The sequence below is a fragment of the Streptomyces sp. NPDC030991 genome (genome assembly GCF_055571235.1).
The window spans coordinates 1-16,832 of record NZ_JBVIFR010000021.1 but is presented as its reverse complement, the minus strand read 5'-3'; the positions used below and the strand labels follow the sequence as shown (position 1 = coordinate 16,832).

The 16,832-nt window shown below is 72.0% G+C and carries 14 protein-coding genes and 1 rRNA gene; 7 read left to right on the top strand and 8 right to left on the bottom strand.

Features of this window, described 5'->3' with window-relative positions:
• Positions 1-54: 54 nt before the first annotated feature.
• Both ACZ45E_RS31100 and ACZ45E_RS31095 read left to right on the top strand, forming a co-directional pair.
• Positions 55-627, top strand: coding sequence for a GNAT family N-acetyltransferase (locus ACZ45E_RS31100; RefSeq protein ID WP_468227038.1), 573 nt, complete (start codon positions 55-57; stop codon positions 625-627).
• A 30-nt stretch (positions 628-657) separates the two neighbouring features.
• Positions 658-1,821, top strand: a complete 1,164-nt coding sequence (locus ACZ45E_RS31095) for a winged helix-turn-helix domain-containing protein (RefSeq protein WP_468227035.1) — start codon at positions 658-660, stop codon at positions 1,819-1,821.
• A 31-nt stretch (positions 1,822-1,852) separates the two neighbouring features.
• Here ACZ45E_RS31095 and ACZ45E_RS31090 read toward each other — a convergent pair whose 3' ends face one another.
• From ACZ45E_RS31090 to mtnA, 7 genes are all read right to left on the bottom strand, one after another.
• Positions 1,853-2,605 carry a response regulator gene (locus ACZ45E_RS31090; protein ID WP_404216975.1) on the bottom strand — a complete coding sequence of 251 codons (753 nt, stop codon included), beginning with the start codon at positions 2,603-2,605 and terminating at the stop codon, positions 1,853-1,855.
• A gap of 218 nt (positions 2,606-2,823) precedes the next feature.
• Entirely contained in the window at positions 2,824-3,525 is a 702-nt protein-coding gene (gene hpf / locus ACZ45E_RS31085; RefSeq protein WP_468227032.1) for a ribosome hibernation-promoting factor, HPF/YfiA family, read from the bottom strand.
• Between the two features lie 336 nt (positions 3,526-3,861).
• On the bottom strand, positions 3,862-4,689 hold the full coding sequence (locus ACZ45E_RS31080) for a ComF family protein (protein WP_468227029.1): 828 nt from the start codon (positions 4,687-4,689) through the stop codon (positions 3,862-3,864).
• Positions 4,690-4,834: 145 nt separating this feature from the next.
• Positions 4,835-6,706, bottom strand: a complete 1,872-nt coding sequence (locus ACZ45E_RS31075) for an LpqB family beta-propeller domain-containing protein (protein WP_468227026.1) — start codon at positions 6,704-6,706, stop codon at positions 4,835-4,837.
• A complete protein-coding gene (gene mtrB, locus ACZ45E_RS31070) occupies positions 6,699-8,879 on the bottom strand; it encodes an MtrAB system histidine kinase MtrB (RefSeq protein WP_468227023.1) in 2,181 nt (726 codons plus the stop codon). Before mtrB ends, ACZ45E_RS31075 begins: the two co-directional genes overlap by 8 nt.
• A 1-nt stretch (position 8,880) precedes the next feature.
• Positions 8,881-9,570, bottom strand: a complete 690-nt coding sequence (mtrA, locus tag ACZ45E_RS31065; protein WP_199836122.1) for a two-component system response regulator MtrA — start codon at positions 9,568-9,570, stop codon at positions 8,881-8,883.
• A 4-nt stretch (positions 9,571-9,574) separates the two neighbouring features.
• Positions 9,575-10,762: an S-methyl-5-thioribose-1-phosphate isomerase gene (mtnA, locus tag ACZ45E_RS31060; RefSeq protein ID WP_468227019.1), complete on the bottom strand. Its 1,188-nt coding sequence runs from the start codon at positions 10,760-10,762 to the stop codon at positions 9,575-9,577.
• Between the two features lie 140 nt (positions 10,763-10,902).
• Here mtnA and ACZ45E_RS31055 point away from each other — a divergent pair, with 140 nt between their 5' ends.
• From ACZ45E_RS31055 to ACZ45E_RS31035, 5 genes are all read left to right on the top strand, one after another.
• Positions 10,903-12,249, top strand: a complete 1,347-nt coding sequence (locus tag ACZ45E_RS31055; protein WP_468227016.1) for a DUF7847 domain-containing protein — start codon at positions 10,903-10,905, stop codon at positions 12,247-12,249.
• A gap of 4 nt (positions 12,250-12,253) precedes the next feature.
• Entirely contained in the window at positions 12,254-12,943 is a 690-nt protein-coding gene (locus ACZ45E_RS31050; protein ID WP_468227014.1) for a DUF4129 domain-containing protein, read from the top strand.
• 164 nt (positions 12,944-13,107) lie between these two features.
• Positions 13,108-14,304, top strand: coding sequence for a DUF4350 domain-containing protein (locus tag ACZ45E_RS31045; protein WP_468227298.1), 1,197 nt, complete (start codon positions 13,108-13,110; stop codon positions 14,302-14,304).
• Positions 14,304-15,293, top strand: coding sequence for an AAA family ATPase (locus ACZ45E_RS31040; RefSeq protein ID WP_468227012.1), 990 nt, complete (start codon positions 14,304-14,306; stop codon positions 15,291-15,293). Before ACZ45E_RS31045 ends, ACZ45E_RS31040 begins: the two co-directional genes overlap by 1 nt.
• Before the next feature lie 21 nt (positions 15,294-15,314).
• Positions 15,315-16,625 carry a DUF58 domain-containing protein gene (locus tag ACZ45E_RS31035; protein WP_468227010.1) on the top strand — a complete coding sequence of 437 codons (1,311 nt, stop codon included), beginning with the start codon at positions 15,315-15,317 and terminating at the stop codon, positions 16,623-16,625.
• A 114-nt stretch (positions 16,626-16,739) separates the two neighbouring features.
• Here the strand turns inward: ACZ45E_RS31035 and rrf are convergent.
• A 5S ribosomal RNA gene (gene rrf, locus ACZ45E_RS31030) occupies positions 16,740-16,832 on the bottom strand; the annotation flags it as partial.

The window sequence follows — 16,832 nt, the reverse complement described above, 5'->3', positions numbered from 1 at the left end:
TAAGGGACACGAAAAGTGGTGACATCCCTCCCCGGGCCCGAGCACAATCGGGCGATGGACCCCGTGACACTGACCACCGACCGCCTGCGACTGCGCACGTTCACGCCCGCCGACATCGACGAGGTGTGCGCGGCGGTCCAGGATCCCGAGATCCAGCGGTGGGTGCCGGTCCCCTCACCGTACGCGCGCGTGGACGCGGAGTACTTCGTCCAGCACATGGTCGCGGACGGCTGGCGCACCGACACCGAGTACACCTTCGCCCTGCGCACCGAGGAGCACGGCCCAGTCCTCGGCGCGGTCTCGCTGCACCACCCGCGCGTGGGCACCTGGGAGATCGGCTACTGGACGGCCAAGGAGCACCGCGGCCACGGCTACATGACGGAAGCCGTCCTCGGCCTGGCCCGCTGGGCCTTCACCGACCTCGCCTGTACGCGCCTGGAGTGGCGGGCGGAGGTGGGCAACGTGGGCTCGCGCACGGTCGCCGAGAAGGCCGGCTTCACCATCGAGGGCGTACTGCGCTCGAGCCTGCTCAACAAGGCGGTGCTGCGTGACTGCTGGATCGGCGCGCTGCTCCCGTCGGACCTGGAACTGCCGGGCCCCCTGCCCTACCTGCCCGCCCCTGCCTGACTGTCAGTGGCCGCCTCTATCGTTTCGGGTATGACGACCTTGCCGCGTCCCGCCGCCGACCTGTCCGCCGACGAAGCCCGCCGCATCGCGCTGCGCGCCCAGGGCTTCCTCGGCGCGCCGGACCGCAGGGGCGGCGTCCGCGGCGTGCTGCGCCACCTCGGCGCGGTCCAGCTCGACACGATCTCGGTGCTGGCCCGCTCCCACGAGCTGATCCCGTACGCGCGCCTGGGCGCGGTCGGCCGCAAGAAGGTCGAGACCGCGTACTGGAGCGACCGGCACGCCTTCGAGTACTGGTCGCACGCGGCCTGCGTCCTGCCCATCGAGGAGTGGCCGCACTTCGCGTTCCGCCGCCGCGCCTACCGCTCCCGCCCGCACTGGCACCACGACCTGCCCGACGGCGCCTACGAGCAGGTGATCGAGCAGTTGCGCACCGAAGGCCCGCTCACCGCCACGGAGTTGGGCGGCGCGAAGAACAAGGGCGAGTGGTGGGACTGGTCCGAGTCGAAGATCGCCGTCGAGCGCGCGCTGATGTACGGCGAGGTGGTGTGCGTGGAGCGGCGCGGCTGGAAGCGGGTCTACGACCTGGCGGAGCGGGCGATCCCCGCCGGGCTGCTCCACGACGACCTCGACGACCAGGAGTGCGTGCGCCGCCTGGTCCGTCAGGCGGGCGAGGCGCTCGGCGTCGGCACGCGCGCGGACATCGCGGACTACCACCGCCTGAAGAGCGAGCAGTTCGACGCGGTGGTCGAGGCCACCGGTCTGGTCCCGGTGACGGTCCAGGGCTGGTCCAAGCCGGCCTGGGCCGATCCGGCGGCGCTCGCGTCGGCCCCGCGCGGCCGGCACCGCACCACGCTCCTGTCGCCCTTCGACTCCCTGGTCTGGGAGCGGGCCCGCACGGAGCGGATCTTCGGCTTCACGCACCGCCTGGAGGCGTACGTCCCCAAGCCGAAGCGGATCCACGGCTACTTCGCGATGCCGGTCCTGGCCGGCGGCCGCCTGGTGGGCCGGGTCGACCCGGGCCGCGAGGGCACCACGCTGGTCGCCAGGCAGGTCTCCCTGGACGGCCCGAAGGCGGTCCCCGCGGTCGCGCAGGCGCTGCTTGAGGCGGCGAGCTGGGTCGGCTGCGACAGCGTGCGCGTGGAGCGCATGGCGGACGCGCCGCTGCGCCAGGCCCTCGTCCGCGCGCTGGATTAGCGGCGGCCACCGGATGCCGGGTCAGCGGCGGCTACCGGATCTCGAGGATCTTCTCCCGCATCGCGTAGACCACGGCTTCCATCCGTGAGTGCAGTTGCAGCTTCTCCAGAATGTTGCGCACGTGGTTCTTCACGGTGTTCTCCGAGATGAACAACTCCTTGGCGATGTCCCGGTTGTTCATCCCGGTGGCGACGAGCTTGAGCACCTCCAGCTCCCGGTCGGTCAGCCGGGGCGCGGGCACCAGCCGGCGCTCGTCGGTGCGCTGGATCATCGACTTGAACTCGGTGAGCAGTTTCGACGCCATCGACGGGCTGATCTGCGACTGTCCGTCGGCCACCGCGCGAATGGCCGTGGCCACCTCGTCGGTCGAGATCTCCTTGAGGAGATAACCGGTCGCGCCCGCCTTGATCGCGTCGTAGAGGTCGGCTTCCTCGTCGCTGATCGTCAGCATGATGATTTTGGCGCTGGGTGCCACCTCCTTGATGGAGGTGCACGCCTCGATGCCGCCTCTCTTGGGCATCCGCACGTCCATGAGGATGATGTCCGGCAGCAGATCGGCCGCCTTGTCCACCGCCTCCGCCCCGTCACCCGCCTCGCCGACGACCTGGATGTCCTCCTCGGCAGCGAGGACGATCTCGAGGCCGCGCCGGAACAGCGCGTGGTCGTCCACCACAAGGACCCGGATGGGCTCCTTGCGCGGAGAGCCCGCGTCCGGTCCCATGCCGGAGCCGTCGTCGGCAGCGCCGGCGCTCTCGCTCCGCATCGGTCCGAAGCTGTCCGCCATCGTTCCTCCCCCTGAAGGCCGTGGCCCGTCTTCCTCTGCCGCACCAACCCGAGGCGCCGACACGCCGGTTGACCCGGCTCGGTCATGATTTCATGCCGCGGCGTCCGCGCGACGACGGTGCGGTGCACTGAGGGGTCGCACAAAGGTGCCCCCGGGGCGCACGCGCACTCCAGGGGCACCTGATGAGTGGGTTTTCGGACAGCCGGACCCGGGCGGGTTCAGCCGCCGATGGCGTCACCCGCGTCGGCGCTGCGGACTTCGGCGTCGGTCACCATGGGGTCGGTGCTGAGGTGGATGACGCCGTAGTCGTAGGCGTGGCGCCGGTAGACGACGCTCGGTTCCTTGGTCTCGGAGTCGACGAACAGATAGAAGTCGTGCCCGACCAGCTCCATCTCGTAGAGCGCCTGGTCGAGCGTCATGGGCGCCGCCACGTGCGTCTTCTCGCGCACGATGAGCGGGCCTTCACCCTGGACCTCGAGCGAACCCATCTTGGTGGTCGGTACGCCGTCGGTCTCGGTCTCGGTCCTGGCGATCGAACCGTCCCCGTTCAGCGTCGCCGCGTCCGGGACCACCTCGGCCACCTCGGCCGCCGAGATCCGCTTGGTGCCGCGCCGCGTCGACCGCTTGCCGTGCTCCTTGCGCAGGCGTGCGTCCAGCTTGTCCGTGGCGAGGTCGAGCGCCGCGTACGGGTCGCTCGCGGCGGCTTCCGCCCGGATGACCGGGCCCCGCGTGCGCAGCGTGATCTCCACGCGGTCGCAGCGGTCGGCCTGCCGGGGGTTGGGCTCCTTGGACACCTCGACGTCGAGGCTGATCACCTTGCCGTCGAGCTTCTGGATCTTCTCCAGCTTCAGCTTCTCGGCCACGTGCTTGCGGAACCGCTCCGGCACCTCGGTCTTGCGGCCCTTGACGACGATGTCCACGCAGAACTCCGTTCCCGGATCACTCCGCTGGTGTGGCGGAGCTTCTCCCTTTTGCACCAGACTCCGGCCACTTCCGGAGTCTCGGACTCGGTGACTTCCACCTCCTCCTCCCCCACGGACAAGATCTCCACCCCACCGTCCCGGGTGATTGCTGAATCTCCACGCAATCCCAAGGCACGGCATTCCGAAATGCGAGGCCCAGTGACTGACTTTCTCGGCCAAGTTCCTCACATCCGAACATATCTCGCCCGGACGGATGTCGTCACCCTCTACCGACTCGTACCTCCATTCAGATGAAATAACCCTCTCACTACCTGCAACGACGCAGATCGACGGTCAGTTCCGGTTTATTTCGAAAGAATCCGGAGAAGCGGCGATCACCGCCGCCCTGATCATGTCCGGGTCCGCCATTACGGGATCTGTCACTGAGCGTTCCCGTCCCGCTCCGGCGTCTCCGGTACCCGGTGCCGGACGCCTCGACGCACGCAGGGCGCGCGCCGCTTCCGCGAGCGAGGCACCGGTCGTCATGAGGTCGTCGACCAGCACGATCCGGCCAATTTCCATGAACAGCGCGCCGCTCCCGCCCGCCACCTCCAGCGCACCGGTCACGTTGGCGAGCCGCTGCGCGGCGTCGAGCCCCGCCTGGTCGGCCACCGCACGCCGCTGCCGCAGCACGGGGAGCACGCGGGCCGGCACCCCGGCCCGGCGCAGCTCGGCCGCCGCCGCGTACGCGATCCGCCGCATCGGATCGTGCCCGCGCGCCCGTACGGCGCCGGGGGCGGACGGCACGGGGACGATCGCCGTACCGGCGCCGGTGAGCCGCTGACCGTGCCCTGTAGGCCCGCCGGAGCCCCGGGCGGGGCGCCCCTGGCCGGGCAGCCCCTCGCGTACCGCCCCGGCGAGCGCCATGCCGAGCGGCCGGGCCAGTCCGAGGGCGCCGCGCTCCTTGTGGGCGAGGAGCGCGGACCGTACGGCGTCCCGGTACGGCGCGGCCGCGTGCACGACGGGCAGCCCGGGCGGCTCCGGGCACGGCCGCACCCGGCGGGGCACAGCGCCGTGCAACGCCACCGAGCACCGCGCGCACAGCGACGTACGAGCCCTGCCGCAGCCTGCGCACTGAGCCGGCAGCACCAGGTCGGAAAGGTCCTGCCACCACCCCCGCATACCCCCACTGTGCCAACCCGCACGCCGGGCTACCACCCCTGTGGACAACGGCCTGTGGACAACTGGGCGGCTCGGCGGTTCGGACCGCCTCGGACGGCGCGGCCCCGCCCCCGGAAAGGCCCGCCCCGGGTGGAGGCCCCGCCCGCTACCCCGGGTAGACCGGCGCCGTGCCCTCCTTCAGCACCGACTGCCACGCGGCCCCGGAGGGCAACCGCACGATCCCGTCGTCGGAGTGCGCCAGTAGCGGCAGCCGGTCGTCCTCGGACGCCGCGATCTCGCTCACCCGGGTCAGCCCCGGCAGGGCCTGTCCGGTCGGGGTGGACCCGTCGGACTGCACGTACCGCATCTGCTGCAGCTCACCGGCCTCCCGGCCGACCACCACGAGCCGGCTGCCGCCCGCCCAGGACACGGCCGTGACGTCCTCCATCTCCGGTGCCGCGACGCGCAGATCGGCCACCGAGTAATCGACGCCGTCCTCCCCGTCGGACTGCCGCTCGACCCTGCCGATCCGCAACGACGTCGTGCTCTTCTTCGCCATCGTGCCCTTCTCCCGCACCAGCAGCGCGGCCCGCGCACCGTCTGCGGACATCTTCACCGCCTCGATCCGGGCGCCGTCGGCGAGCCCTTCCACGGAGACCTGGCGCATCTTGTCGCCGAGGCCCTGTCCGAACACCAGCAGCCGCGGGTTCTTCGGGTCCCGGTCGGCCACCCACAGGTCCCCGCGCCCGTCCCAACTGGGCGCCGACAGACCGTCCTTCACATCCGCGGCACGGCTGCGCACCAGCGCGTCCCCCAGCGAGGCGCTGCTGACGAACGACGCCACATACAGCGACCGCCCGTCGCCCGACACCCCCGCCGCGCGCTCCTGGTCCCGGGAGACCGCCACGGAACGCAGGGGCTGCTCGCCCTCGCCCAACGGCCCCTGCACCCGCGCCGGATCCCGGTCGGAGCTGCTGTTCCCTGGCATCCGCACGAGGCGGCTCTTGGCGTCCAGGAAGTACTGGTCGTCCAGGGCGGAAGACCTGCGCGGCGCCACCAGCGCGTCGGCCTCGGACTCGCTCAGGGCGCACATGTAACGACCGTCGGCCCGCTTGAGCTCGACCTCGTCCACACTCGACGACGACAAGTCCCGCAACGAGAACAGCAGTTGGGCCGCCATCTCCTTGCACTTGGTCGGAGTGACCGCCTCGGCGTGCTTGTTCAGCGGCACCGTCAGCTTGTTCGCGTCGTCCGGGGCCAACGACTCCACGCCGTCCTTCAGCCCCGCGCCGGTCGGGAAGGCCGTCCGCACCGCACGGTCCAGCCAGCGCGTCGGCCCGGCTAGAACCTCCTTGACCGTCTGCGTCAACGGATCCGTCCACTGCCGTACGAAGACGGGGTCGGCGACGAGCTGCTTCTGCGGCGCCTCCGGCTCGGAGACCGAATCCACCGCGTAGTAGTACTTGTTGACGGACTGGTAGATCCGCTGGAAGTCGGACTCACCGAGCACGACGCCCGTCGGCAGGCTGTCGATCCGCCACTGGTTGCCCTTGGCGGTCTTGACCAGGGACAGGTGCAGGTTCGCGTCGTACTGGCCCGCCCCCGGCTGGTACGCCTGCTGCTGGTCGACCGTGGCGACCTGCTGGCCCGACAGCCTGAAGGACTGCCCCTCGTCCCCCCTGTTCTGCCGCCCGACGGGCCGCGCACTGGGTCCGTCGGCGAGCACGACGGTCTCCTGCCCGGGCCGCCAGCCCTTCGCCGCCTTCGGGGTCAGGTACTTACGAGCCATCGCATACGAGGGATCGTCGCTGGTCAGGGCCTCCAGGAAGCCATCGACGACGCTCGTGGGGCTGGCGCCGTCCCGCGGCGGCAACGCGAAGACGCGCACCTGAGAGTCCGGTCGCTGCGACGCCTCGACCGATTCGAGCCCGCCACCGTCCGGCATCGACGCGCACCCGGCGAGCACGACCGCACCGCACCCGGCCAACGCCCCCGCCCGCAGCCCACGCCACCGCCGCGGAGCCCGCTGCTCACCCACGACCGCCACCACTTCCCTCGTCGCGCCCGTCCGGATCCGGGACGTGCCGCCCGCCCACAGCCACGTCCCCCCGCCACGCACCGGAGTCGGCCCGCGGCTCGCCGTCACGACCGTTCCCGGCCCGCCCCGCCGCGCCCGCGGCCTCGTCCCGGCCGGTCTCACCGGCACGCGGCACCCGATCGCCCGGCTGCCGCGGCACACCCGCCGGGCCGTCGCCCTGGCTCATGCCGCCGCGGGAGACCACGCGCGAGCCGCTGCCCGGCAACGCCGTCGGGTCCGCGGACACCGCGGACTGTGCGAGCCGCGGCGCTATCGGGGCCTGGGCCGCCCCGGGCGACGTCTGGGCCGGCACCGTCGCCAGCTTCCGGCCCGCGCCCGGCGGCGGCTCCGCGTCACCGGTCCCACGCCCGCGCCGCGAGTCCTCCGGCTCCAGCGGTATCGGCGAACCGCGCAACGGCTCGTCGGCCGTCCGCGGCAAGGTGAGCCGGAACTGCGAACCACCACCCGGCTCGCCCCACGCCTGCAACCAGCCCCCGTGCAGCCGCGCGTCCTCAAGGGCGATCGACAGGCCGAGGCCCGTTCCGCCGGTGGTACGCGCGCGTGCCGGGTCGGCCCGCCAGAACCGGCTGAACACCCGCGTCGCCTCGCCCGGCTTCAGCCCGACCCCGTAGTCGCGCACGGCCACGGCGACCGCGCCGCCCGCGGCCGCGAGCCGCACCACGACATCCTTGCCCTCACCGTGCTCGACGGCGTTCACGACCAGGTTGCGCAGGACCCGCTCCACGCGGCGCGCGTCCGCCTCGGCCACCACCGGCTGCTCGTCGCCGACGACACGCACATGCGTGCCCTTGCGCTCGGCGAGCGGCTCGGCGCCCCCGACGACCCGGCGGACGACCTCGCGCAGATCTATCGGCTCGGCCTCCAGCGCGGCCGCACCGGCGTCGAACCGGCTGATCTCCAGCAGGTCGGCCAGCAACGACTCGAACCGGTCCAGCTGATCGGCGAGCAGCTCCGCGGAGCGCGCCGTCACCGGATCGAAGTCGGCCCGCGCCTCGTGGATGACATCGGCGGCCATCCGTACGGTCGTCAGCGGCGTCCGCAGCTCATGACTCACGTCGGAGACGAACCGCCGCTGCATCCGGGACAGGTCCTCCAGCTGCTGGATCTTCAGATGCAGGTTCTGCGCCATCTTGTTGAAGGCTTCGCCGAGCCGCGCGATGTCGTCCTCGCCGGTCACCTTCATACGTTCCTGGAGACGCCCCGCGGAGAGCCGCTCGGCCACTCCGGCCGCCATCCGCACGGGCGTCACGACCTGCCGTACGACGAGCCAGGCGATGGCGCCGAGCAGCACCACCACGAAGAGCCCCGCCGTCGCGAGCGTGCCCTTCACCAGCCCCAGGGATTTCTCCTCCTGGGTCAGCGGGAAGAGGTAGTACAGCTGGTAGGCATGGCCCTGCGGGTCGGTGAGCCGCTTGCCGATGACCAGGCCGGGCTGCGACTCCTCGTCCCCGTCGTAGACGATCCGGGCGTACTCCTGCGACGCGCCGGTCATCCGGTCGACCCGCGCGCGCAGGTCGTCGGGCACGCTGCGGTCCGGCACCACGCCACCGGAGCCTCGCGGCCCCCGCCCGTTGCCGCTGTCCGTGTCGCCGGGGCTGAGCGTCACCACATCGAAGGCGCCCTTGCCACCGCTGGAGAGCTGGGCGACGAGATCGTTCAGCCAGCTGTTGGGAATCTGATTGGTGCGGCTGTCGTCGGACGTGCCGCCGCGCACCCCGGCCACGGCCGAGTCCGCCTTGTCCTTGGCCGCGCGGAAACCGCCCTCGGCCTGGCTCTGCGACGCCTTCACCTTCGCGTCGAGCAGCCCGTTACGCACCGAGCCGATGACGACGATGCCGAGCAGCAGCACGACACCGAGCGACATCAGCAGCGTCGTGACGACCACCTTCAGCTGGATGTTGCGCCGCCACAGCCGCATCGCGGGCAACAGCGGACGCCGCACCCAGCGCGTGAACAGACGCAGCACCGGGCTGCCGTTCATCCCGCCCTGGAGCAGCAGTCCGCTGTCCATGACCCGGCGCAGCCAGGAGCCACGCCCGGCCGCCGTGCCCACAGGCCGCTCCGGCCGAGATCCCGGTTTCCCGGACGCCGAAGCGGCACTGTCCCGGGTCACGTCAGCTCGGTCCGGCCTTGTAACCGACGCCACGGACGGTCACCACGATCTCCGGACGCTCGGGGTCCTTCTCGACCTTCGAACGCAGCCGCTGCACGTGCACGTTGACCAGACGGGTGTCCGCCGCGTGCCGGTAGCCCCACACCTGCTCCAGGAGTACCTCACGCGTGAACACCTGCCACGGCTTGCGCGCGAGAGCGACCAGCAGGTCGAACTCCAGCGGCGTCAGCGCGATCGACTGCCCGTCCCGCTTCACCGAGTGCCCGGCCACATCGATGACCAGGTCACCTATGGCCAACTGCTCGGGGGCGGGCTCCTCCGACCTCCGCAGCCGCGCCCGTATACGGGCCACGAGCTCCTTCGGCTTGAACGGCTTCACGATGTAGTCGTCAGCGCCCGACTCCAGGCCCACGACCACATCGACGGTGTCGCTCTTGGCCGTGAGCATCACGATCGGTACCCCGGACTCCGCCCTGATCAGGCGGCACACCTCGATGCCGTCCCTACCGGGCAGCATCAGGTCGAGGAGAACCAGATCGGGCTTGGTCTCACGGAAAGCGGCCAGCGCCTTGTCGCCGTCAGCTACGAACGACGGCTCAAAACCTTCACCACGCAGCACAATGCCGAGCATCTCGGCCAGTGCGGTGTCGTCGTCGACGACAAGGACTCGTCCCTTCATGGACCACATCATCCCATTAGCTCATCGTTACCTGGCGTGACCTGGAACACAGCTCACCCAGACTCGCACCTGTCACAGGCGAAACAACGCCCCACTCGGTGACGATTGCCGTCACCAGCTCCGGCGGCGTCACGTCGAACGCGGGGTTGTACGCCTGCGTTCCCAGTGGTGCCACCGGAATTCCGCCACCTGCCTCCATCCCGGCCAGCGGCGCCTGAGGCGCCGTGACCTCCGTCACTTCATGGCCCGCCCGCTGCTCCACCTCGATGGACGCCCCGTCGGGAGTCGCCGGATCCACGGTCGTCACCGGCGCCACCACGATGAACGGCACGTGGTGATAGCGCGCCAGCACGGCGAGCGGATAGCTCCCCACCTTGTTGGCCACCGAACCGTCGGCGGCGATCCGGTCCGCCCCGATGAGCACGGCATCCACCTCACCTGCGGCGAAGAGCGACCCGGCGGCGTTGTCCGTGAGCAGTGTGTACGCCATCCCGTTGCGTGCGGCCTCGTACGCGGTCAGCCGTGCGCCCTGGAGCAGCGGCCGCGTCTCGTCCACCCACAGCCGGCGCAGTCGCCCCACCCGGTGCGCGGCGAGCGCGACGGCGAAGGCGGTGCCCTCCCCGCCGGAGACCAGCGCCCCGGTGTTGCAGTGCGTCAGGATCCGATGGTTGCCACCCGGCAGCAGCTCATCGAGCAGCCGCAGCCCGTGCTCGGCCATCTTGGTGCTGGCCGCGGCGTCCTCCTGGTGCAGCGCCCGCGCGGCGGCGAGCGCCGCAGCGGCGGCCCGCTCCCGCACGGCCGTCTCGCCGCCCGTCCCGTCCGCGAGCGCGGCACGGTACGCCTCCTGCGCACGGCGCACGCCGTACCCGAGATTGACCGCGGTGGGCCGCGCCCCGGCCAGCGCGTCCGCGGCATCCCGTACGTCGAACCCCCGGGCAGCCGCGAGCGCCACCCCGTAGGCCCCGGCGATGCCGAGCAGCGGAGCACCGCGCACGGACAGGGAGCGGATCGCCTGCACGAGCCCTTGCGGATCCGTGCACACCAGCTCGACCTCCTCGGCCGGCAACCGTGTCTGGTCGAGCACCACCAGAACCGGTCCCTCGGCCGGTTCCTCCCACCGGATCGCCGGTATGTCGATGGCCTTGGGCTGTATGTCCTCGCTGGGCCGTATGTCCTCGCCGTTTTGCGCGTACTGATCAGCCATCTACTCAGTCTGCCCCGTACAGGCCCGACAATTGAAGGTGTCCAGCCTCTACGGGCCCAGGTCACCTGGCCCCCGCCCCATGGCACGATGGCAGCCAACCTGCCGCCGCGACCGCGGACGGGCACCTTGAAGGAGCGACGATGAACGACTCTCCGGGCTGGGCATCGCCCGGATCCGCCCCCTCCGACGGCCCCGACGGCAACCGCCGGGACGGGCAGGGCGGCGACGCCCAGGGTGCCGAGCCGCAGGATGCCGCGAGCCAGGGCCCCCAGTGGTCCAAGGAGCAGCCGCCGCCCGCCCAGTGGTCCGCCCCCTCCGGCTCGCCCGCTCCCGGCTCCGGTCCCGCTCCCGACCAGACACCGCCACCTCCGCCGGCCCCCGGCCAGGACGGCCAGGGCCAGAACCGTCAGGGCTGGGGCGGTCAGGGCTGGGGCGGCCAAGGCTGGGGCCAGGCACCCGGCGGCGGCCAGTGGGGGTCCGGCGGCTGGGGCGGCCCGCCGAGCGCCGCCAAGCCCGGCGTCATCCCGCTGCGCCCGCTCGGCGTCGGCGAGATCCTCGACGGCGCCGTCTCCACGATGCGCACCCACTGGCGCACCGTCCTCGGCATCTCGCTCGCCGTCGCCGTACTCACCGAGCTCCTCGTCGTCCTCCTCCAGGGCTTCGTCCTCAGCGACTCGACCACCGACGCCCTCGACGACCCCAGCGCCAGCGCCTCCGAGGTCACCCGCGCCATGGGCGGAATACTGGCCGGCTCCGGCGTGGTCCAGGTCGTCACGCTCCTCGGCACGATCATCGCCACGGCCCTGCTCACCACGGTCACCAGCCGCGCCGTGATCGGCACGTCGGTCACCACGGGAGAGGCGTGGCGCGACGCCCGGCCTCAGGTCCTCAAACTGCTCGGTCTGACGCTGCTGCTGCCGCTGATCGCCGCCCTCGTCGTGCTGGTCGGCACGGTCCCCGGCCTCCTCCTCATCGCGCTCGGCTCGTCGGACGGCGGCCTCGCCCTCGCGGTCATCGGCGGCCTCGCCGGGCTCGTGGTCGCGATCTGGCTCATGATCCGCTTCTCGCTCGCCTCGCCCGCGCTGATGCTGGAGAAGCAGACCGTCCGCAAGGCGATGAGCCGCTCCACGAAGCTCGTCCGCGGCTCGTGGTGGCGGGTCTTCGGCATCCAGATCCTCGCGTCGATCATCGCCGGCGTCGTGGCGTCGATCATCCTGGTCCCCTTCAGCCTCGTCGCCGGAGCGGTCAGCGGCGACGGCATGGGCAGCTTCCTCGACGCCGGCACCGATGTGGGCTGGACCTTCCTGATCATCAGCGGCATCGGCGCGGTGGTCGGCTCCACCATCACCTTCCCGATCACCGCGGGCGTCACCGTGCTGCTCTACATAGACCAGCGCATCCGCCGCGAGGCCCTCGACATCGAACTCGCCCGCGCTGCGGGCCTCCAGGGCTACGGGGACACCCCTGGCGCCACCCCGGGGAGCTGATGCGGTGAGCGCGCCAGGGGGAGTGCTCACCGCCACGTCCCGGCTGACGAGCACCGGCGACGAGCCACCGGTGACGATCCCGCGCGACGCCGCGCGGGAAGCGGCCGAGCGGGAGCTGTCCAGGCCCGCGTACCACGAGAACGACCCGAGCTGGTTCATCCGCGCCCTGAACAAGTTCTGGGAGTGGGTCGACAAGCTGTTCTCCGCCGCCTCCGGCGCCGCTCCGGGCGGCACGCTCGGCCTGGTCGTGATCCTGCTCGCCGTCGTGGCCGTGGCGATCGCCCTGTGGTGGCGCCTCGGCACCCCGCACCGCTCCCCCGCCACCGCCGCACCCCTCTTCGACGACCGCCCGCGCAGCGCAGCCGAACACCGCTCGGCCGCCGACGCGCACGCCGCCCAGGGCCACTGGAACCAGGCCGTGCAGGAGCGGATGCGCGCCCTCGTCCGCTCCCTCGAGGAACGCGCCCTGCTGGACCCGCGCCCCGGCCGCACCGCCGACGAGGCCGCCACCGAAGCGGCCCGGCCGCTCCCCGGGCACGCGGAGCGCCTGCACGCGGCAGCCCGCGACTTCGACGACGTCGCGTACGGCGGCCGCGCCGCGACCCCCGCCACGTACCAGCGCCTGACCGCCCTGGACACCGAGGTGGAGCGCACGCCCCCGTCCCTGGCCGCCACCCCGGGAGCGGCCCGGTGACCGCACCCCGCACCCCGAACCCTGGCCACGACAGCCACGACAGCGGCAACGGCAACCAAGAAGACGCGCGGCCAGCCACCGCCGCGCCGCCCACGCCCGCGCCCACTGCCACTGCCACTGCCACTGCCACTGCCACTGCCACGCTCACGGTGGCCCCGCCACCTCTGGCCCCCGCCTCTGACTCCACCTCCGTGACGCCCACGGCCCGCCAGATCTGGACCCGCACGCGAGGCATCGCCCTGGCCCTGGTCCTCCTCCTGGCAGCCGGCGTCGCCATCGCGGCCGTCCGCTCCGGAGAGAAGCACGGCACGCTCGACCCGCGCTCCGCCGACCAGTACGGCAGCCGGGCCGTCGCCGAACTCCTCGCCGACCGCGGCGTGGACACCCGCCTGGTCACCACGACCGCCGAGGCCCGCGCCGCGACCGACCGCGACACCACCCTCCTGGTCGCCGTCCCCGACCTGCTCACCCCGCACCAGCAGGAGCAACTCCGGGCCGCGACCGACGACTCCGGCGGCCGTACGCTCCTCGTCGCCCCCGGCGCCGCATCGGTCGGCCGGCTCGCCCCCGGGGTCACCGCGGACCCCGCGCCCAGCACCGACACCACGCTCGCCCCCGGCTGCGACCTGCCTGCGGCCCGCCGCGCCGGCCCCGCCGACACGGGCGGCCACCGCTATGACGTGCCGGACGCCGGCTCCGGCGACGCCTGCTATCCGAGCGACGGCGCCCCGACACTCCTGCGCCTCCCCTCGGCCACCGCCAGCGGCGACACCGTGATCCTCGGCTCCCCCGACATCCTTCTCAACGACACCATCGACGAGCAGGGCAACACCTCGCTCGCTCTCCAACTCCTCGGTACCCGCACCCACTTGGTCTGGTACCTCCCCTCCCTCTCGGACGACACCGCGGCCGGCGACGCACAGAACGACCGCAGCTTCCTCGACCTGATCCCCTCGGGCTGGCTCTGGGGCACCCTTCAACTCTTCGTCGCGGCAGCCCTCGCCGCCCTGTGGCGCGCACGCCGCCTGGGCCCCCTGGTCGCCGAGCGCCTGCCCGTCGCGATCCGCGCCTCCGAAACCGTCGAAGGCCGCGCCCGCCTCTACCGCAAGGCGAACGCCCGCGACCGCGCCGCCACGGCGCTGCGTATCTCCACCCGCACCAAGCTCGCCCCCCTCATCGGCATCCCCCCGTCCCAGGCACACACGCCCGAGACCTTCCTCCCGGCCCTGGCGCGCCAACTCCCCACGCCCGCCCAGGACCTGCACACCCTCCTCTTCGGCCCGCCACCCGCGACCGACGCAGCGCTCATCGCACTCGCCGACCACCTCGACGCCCTCGAAAGAGAGGTACGCCATTCATGATGGACCCGACCACTGACAATGCCGGGCCCACGACCGATCCCCGCAGCTCAAGGGCGTCTTTGGAAGCCCTGCGCGCCGAGATCGCCAAGGCCGTGGTCGGCCAGGACCCCACCGTCACGGGCCTGGTCGTGGCTCTCCTCTGCCGCGGCCACGTCCTGCTCGAAGGAGTCCCCGGCGTAGCAAAAACGCTTCTTGTGCGAGCACTCGCCGCATCCCTCGAACTCGACACCAAGCGCGTCCAGTTCACCCCGGACCTGATGCCCAGCGATGTCACGGGCTCCCTCGTCTACGACACCCACACCTCCCGGTTCTCCTTCCAGCCGGGCCCGGCGTTCACCAACCTCCTCCTCGCGGACGAGATCAACCGCACCCCGCCCAAGACCCAGTCCTCGCTCCTCGAAGCGATGGAGGAGCGCCAGATCACGGTCGACGGCACCCCGCGCCCGCTCCCGGACCCGTTCGTGGTCGTGGCGACCCAGAACCCGGTCGAGTACGAAGGCACGTACCCCCTCCCCGAGGCCCAACTGGACCGCTTCCTGCTTAAGTTGAACGTCCCCCTGCCCACCCGGCAGGACGAGATCGACGTCCTGAACCGCCACGCGGCCGGCTTCAACCCCCGCGACCTGCACGCGGCGGGCATCCGCCCGGTGGCCTCGGCGGCAGACCTCGAAGCGGCCCGTTCCGCGGTCGCGAAGACCACGATCTCCCCGGAGATCACGGCGTACGTCGTCGACATCTGCCGGGCGACCCGCGAATCCCCGTCGCTCACCCTCGGCGTCTCTCCGCGAGGCGCCACCGCTCTGCTCTCGACGGCCCGCGCCTGGGCCTGGCTGACCGGCCGCGACTACGTCATCCCCGACGACGTCAAAGCCCTCGCCCTCCCCACCCTCCGCCACCGCGTCCAACTGCGCCCGGAGGCGGAAATGGAAGGCGTCACCCCGGACTCGGTGATCAACGCGCTCCTCACCCACGTCCCCGTCCCCCGCTGACAAGGCCGGAGACCACACGACATGGCCCTCACCGGACGTACGGCCCTGCTCGCCGCCCTGGGCTCCCTCCCCATCGGGATCTGGGAGCCCAGCTGGACGGGCATCCTCGCCGTCAACGCCCCCCTGGCCCTGGCCTGCGCCTGCGACTTCGCCCTGGCCGCCCCCGTACGCCGCCTGCGCCTGACCCGCTCCGGCGACACTTCCGTACGCCTCGGAGACCCGGCCGACGTCACCCTCACCCTCACCAACCCCTCGCGCCGCCTGCTGCGCGCGCGGCTCCGCGACGCCTGGCCCCCCAGCGCCTGGCGACCGGGCACGGAGTACGACGCGTCCCGCCACCGCGTGACGATCCCCGCGGGCGAACGCCGCCGCGTCACGACCCGCCTCCTGCCCACCCGCAGAGGCGACCGCCGAGCGGACCGCGTGACCGTCAGCTCCTACGGCCCCCTCGGCCTGTTCACCCGCCAGGGCACCCACGCCGTCCCCTGGACGGTCCGCGTCCTGCCGCCTTTCCACAGCCGTAAGCACCTCCCCTCCAAACTGGCCCGCCTGCGCGAACTCGACGGCCGCACCAGCGTCCTGACCAGGGGCGAGGGCACCGAGTTCGACAGCTTGCGCGAGTACGTACCCGGGGACGACACCCGTTCCATCGACTGGCGCGCGACTGCCCGCCAGTCATCCGTGGCCGTCCGCACCTGGCGCCCGGAACGCGACCGGCACATCCTGCTGGTCCTCGACACGGGCCGCACCTCGGCGGGCCGCGTGGGCGACGCGCCCCGCCTCGACGCCTCGATGGACGCGGCCCTCCTCCTGGGAGCTCTGGCCTCCCGCGCCGGAGACCGCGTGGACCTGCTCGCCTACGATCGCCGCGTCCGCGCCCTGGTCCAGGGCCGCACGGCCGGCGAAGTCCTCCCGGCGCTGGTCAACGCCATGGCCCCGCTCGAGCCGGAGTTGGTCGAGACAGACGCCCGCGGCCTCACCGCCACAGCCCTGCACACGGCCCCACGCCGCTCCCTCATCGTCCTTCTTACGTCCCTGGAGGCGGCCCCCGTCGAGGAGGGCCTCCTTCCGGTCCTGGCCCGCCTGACCAAACGCCACACGGTGATCGTGGCCTCCGTCGCGGATCCGGCGATCGAGACGATGGCCGCGTCCCGTGGCACAACGGATGCCATCTACAACGCGGCTTCAGCAGCGCAGGCGAAGGCGGAGCGTCTCCGCACGGCTGACAAGCTCACTCGTCACGGCGTCACGGTCGTGGACGCGACGCCTGCAGAGTTGGCTCCCGCTCTCGCGGATGCCTACCTGTCTCTGAAGTCAGCCGGCCGTCTCTGAATTGGATAGCCCCGCCGACCAGGCGGGGCCCGAGACAACAGCACTCATTTCCATCCCCTAAAACGCAGAAAACCCCCGTCCGGTATCCCCGGACGGGGGTTTTCTCTACAAATAGTTCGGCGGCGTCCTACTCTCCCACAGGGTCCCCCCTGCAGTACCATCGGCGCTGTAAGGCTTAGCTTCCGGGTTCGGAATGTAACCGGGCGT